A 3,517-nucleotide genomic window follows, 5' to 3' on the forward strand; every position below is an offset into this window, starting at 1 on the left:
GCAGTTCAAATCTGCCCAGACCTACCAATTACTTGGTGCAGCCTAGGTAATACGGGGCCATAGCTCAGCTGGGAGAGCGCCTGCCTTGCACGCAGGAGGTCAGCGGTTCGATCCCGCTTGGCTCCACCACTCTTTCAGGTTTCGCAGCACTGCTAGAACTTAGAAATGAGCATTCCGCTGTGAATGTTGATTTCTGACTTTTGTCAGATCGTTCTTTAAAAATTCGGATATGTGATAGAAATAGACTGAACACCAGTTTCACTGCTGGTGGATCAGGCTAAGGTAAAATTTGTGAGTGCTCGCAAGAGCAAACGAATTTTCGGCGAATGTCGTCTTCACAGTATAACCAGATTGCTTGGGGTTATATGGTCAAGTGAAGAAGCGCATACGGTGGATGCCTTGGCAGTCAGAGGCGATGAAAGACGTGGTAGCCTGCGATAAGCTTTGGGGAGTCGGCAAACAGACTGTGATCCAGAGATCTCTGAATGGGGGAACCCACTCAGCATAAGCTGAGTATCTTGTACTGAATACATAGGTGCAAGAGGCGAACCAGGGGAACTGAAACATCTAAGTACCCTGAGGAAAAGAAATCAACCGAGATTCCCTTAGTAGTGGCGAGCGAACGGGGACCAGCCCTTAAGTTGGTTTGAGATTAGTGGAACGCTCTGGAAAGTGCGGCCATAGTGGGTGATAGCCCCGTACACGAAAATCTCTTATCAATGAAATCGAGTAGGACGGAGCACGAGAAACTTTGTCTGAACATGGGGGGACCATCCTCCAAGGCTAAATACTACTGACTGACCGATAGTGAACCAGTACCGTGAGGGAAAGGCGAAAAGAACCCCGGAGAGGGGAGTGAAATAGAACCTGAAACCGTATGCGTACAAGCAGTGGGAGCCTACTTTGTTAGGTGACTGCGTACCTTTTGTATAATGGGTCAGCGACTTATATTCAGTGGCGAGCTTAACCGAATAGGGGAGGCGTAGCGAAAGCGAGTCTTAATAGGGCGTTTAGTCGCTGGGTATAGACCCGAAACCGGGCGATCTATCCATGGGCAGGTTGAAGGTTAGGTAACACTGACTGGAGGACCGAACCGACTACCGTTGAAAAGTTAGCGGATGACCTGTGGATCGGAGTGAAAGGCTAATCAAGCTCGGAGATAGCTGGTTCTCCTCGAAAGCTATTTAGGTAGCGCCTCATGTATCACTGTAGGGGGTAGAGCACTGTTTCGGCTAGGGGGTCATCCCGACTTACCAAACCGATGCAAACTCCGAATACCTACAAGTGCCGAGCATGGGAGACACACGGCGGGTGCTAACGTCCGTCGTGAAAAGGGAAACAACCCAGACCGTCAGCTAAGGTCCCAAAGTCATGGTTAAGTGGGAAACGATGTGGGAAGGCTTAGACAGCTAGGAGGTTGGCTTAGAAGCAGCCACCCTTTAAAGAAAGCGTAATAGCTCACTAGTCGAGTCGGCCTGCGCGGAAGATGTAACGGGGCTCAAACCATGCACCGAAGCTACGGGTATCACCTTTTGGTGATGCGGTAGAGGAGCGTTCTGTAAGCCTGTGAAGGTGAGTTGAGAAGCTTGCTGGAGGTATCAGAAGTGCGAATGCTGACATGAGTAACGACAATGCGAGTGAAAAACTCGCACGCCGAAAGACCAAGGTTTCCTGCGCAACGTTAATCGACGCAGGGTTAGTCGGTCCCTAAGGCGAGGCTGAAAAGCGTAGTCGATGGAAAACAGGTTAATATTCCTGTACTTCCGATTGTTGCGATGGAGGGACGGAGAAGGCTAGGCCAGCTTGGCGTTGGTTGTCCAAGTTTAAGGTGGTAGGCTGAGATCTTAGGCAAATCCGGGATCTCAAGGCCGAGAGCTGATGACGAGTTGCCTTTAGGCGACGAAGTGGTTGATGCCATGCTTCCAAGAAAAGCTCCTAAGCTTCAGACAATCGGGAACCGTACCCCAAACCGACACAGGTGGTTAGGTAGAGAATACCAAGGCGCTTGAGAGAACTCGGGTGAAGGAACTAGGCAAAATGGCACCGTAACTTCGGGAGAAGGTGCGCCGGCGAAGGTGAAGGGCTTGCCCCGTAAGCTTTTGCTGGTCGAAGATACCAGGCCGCTGCGACTGTTTATTAAAAACACAGCACTCTGCAAACACGAAAGTGGACGTATAGGGTGTGACGCCTGCCCGGTGCCGGAAGGTTAATTGATGGGGTTAGCGCAAGCGAAGCTCTTGATCGAAGCCCCGGTAAACGGCGGCCGTAACTATAACGGTCCTAAGGTAGCGAAATTCCTTGTCGGGTAAGTTCCGACCTGCACGAATGGCGTAACGATGGCGGCGCTGTCTCCACCCGAGACTCAGTGAAATTGAAATCGCTGTGAAGATGCAGTGTATCCGCGGCTAGACGGAAAGACCCCGTGAACCTTTACTATAGCTTTGCACTGGACTTTGAATTTGCTTGTGTAGGATAGGTGGGAGGCTTTGAAGTGGGGACGCCAGTTCTCATGGAGCCATCCTTGAAATACCACCCTGGCAACTTTGAGGTTCTAACTCAGGTCCGTTATCCGGATCGAGGACAGTGTATGGTGGGTAGTTTGACTGGGGCGGTCTCCTCCCAAAGAGTAACGGAGGAGTACGAAGGTGCGCTCAGACCGGTCGGAAATCGGTCGTAGAGTATAAAGGCAAAAGCGCGCTTGACTGCGAGACCCACACGTCGAGCAGGTACGAAAGTAGGTCTTAGTGATCCGGTGGTTCTGTATGGAAGGGCCATCGCTCAACGGATAAAAGGTACTCCGGGGATAACAGGCTGATACCGCCCAAGAGTTCATATCGACGGCGGTGTTTGGCACCTCGATGTCGGCTCATCACATCCTGGGGCTGAAGCCGGTCCCAAGGGTATGGCTGTTCGCCATTTAAAGTGGTACGCGAGCTGGGTTTAGAACGTCGTGAGACAGTTCGGTCCCTATCTGCCGTGGACGTTTGAGATTTGAGAGGGGCTGCTCCTAGTACGAGAGGACCGGAGTGGACGAACCTCTGGTGTTCCGGTTGTCACGCCAGTGGCATTGCCGGGTAGCTATGTTCGGAAGAGATAACCGCTGAAAGCATCTAAGCGGGAAACTTGCCTCAAGATGAGATCTCACTGGGATCTTGAATCCCCTAAAGGGCCGTCGAAGACTACGACGTTGATAGGTTGGGTGTGTAAGCGCTGTGAGGCGTTGAGCTAACCAATACTAATTGCCCGTGAGGCTTGACCATATAACACCCAAGCAATTTGCTAGCGCGAATTGCGGTGGTGAAGACGAAAGACCCGAAAGTTCGTACTCACAACTATCGCATATCCGAATTCGCTGGGCTGTCCATCTGGACATTCTGGCTACAGAATTTCTTGACGACCATAGAGCATTGGAACCACCTGATCCCATCCCGAACTCAGTAGTGAAACGATGCATCGCCGATGGTAGTGTGGGGTTTCCCCATGTGAGAGTAGGTCATCGTCAAGATTCATTTCGCAA

1 tRNA gene and 2 rRNA genes are annotated in these 3,517 nt (G+C 51.4%); all 3 read left to right on the forward strand.

Annotation, left to right across the window (positions count from 1 at the left end):
- Positions 1-53 precede the first annotated feature (53 nt).
- The 3 genes from AAZU54_RS27165 (at position 54) to rrf (ending at position 3,505) form a co-directional block, all read left to right on the forward strand.
- Positions 54-129: transfer RNA gene (locus AAZU54_RS27165), tRNA-Ala, on the forward strand.
- A 238-nt stretch (positions 130-367) separates the two neighbouring features.
- Positions 368-3,260: ribosomal RNA gene (locus tag AAZU54_RS27170) — 23S ribosomal RNA — on the forward strand.
- Between the two features lie 129 nt (positions 3,261-3,389).
- Positions 3,390-3,505 (forward strand): 5S ribosomal RNA (gene rrf, locus AAZU54_RS27175).
- Positions 3,506-3,517: the final 12 nt, after the last annotated feature.

Origin of the sequence: Pseudomonas sp. Je.1.5.c, assembly GCF_051129895.1 — a bacterium.
In the GTDB taxonomy this organism is placed as follows: Bacteria; Pseudomonadota; Gammaproteobacteria; order Pseudomonadales; family Pseudomonadaceae; genus Aquipseudomonas; species Aquipseudomonas urmiensis.